General features: G+C 46.0%; 1 protein-coding gene. It reads right to left on the bottom strand.

All coding sequences use genetic code 11. The features are described 5' to 3' along the window. A partial coding sequence (locus tag AAEY78_RS12465) for a type IV pilus modification PilV family protein (RefSeq protein ID WP_352339655.1) occupies window positions 1–295 on the bottom strand: 295 nt, incomplete at its 3' end. Between the last annotated feature and the right edge of the window lie 33 nt (window positions 296–328).

Below are 328 nucleotides of genomic sequence, written 5' to 3'. Positions count from 1 at the left end.
CTGCTAAAGCATAAGAACAAGCTGAACCTGCTGAACTATCACAGGCTGGGACACCGCCATTGGGATTGGTATTTTGATCATAACGCTTACCCCATATTTCATTCATTACCGAATGAGCCAACTCGGCCGAGCGCACTCTGTGCAAGGTTTTTGCCGCCCTGTCCGCTTGCGGAAACAACATGCTGGTGAGCATCACTATCGCAATGCCGATCACCATCATGCCAATAACAAGTTCGATTAAAGTAAAACCACGAGTAGATTGTGATAAACGATGAAATTGAATGTTACGGAGCATAAATATACCCCTCTGACTCTACCGCACTGGCTA

It is taken from the genome of Psychrobacter sp. 16-MNA-CIBAN-0192 (assembly GCF_040309565.1).
In the GTDB taxonomy this organism is placed as follows: Bacteria; Pseudomonadota; Gammaproteobacteria; order Pseudomonadales; family Moraxellaceae; genus Psychrobacter.
This window is presented reverse-complemented; position numbering and strand designations above follow the sequence as displayed.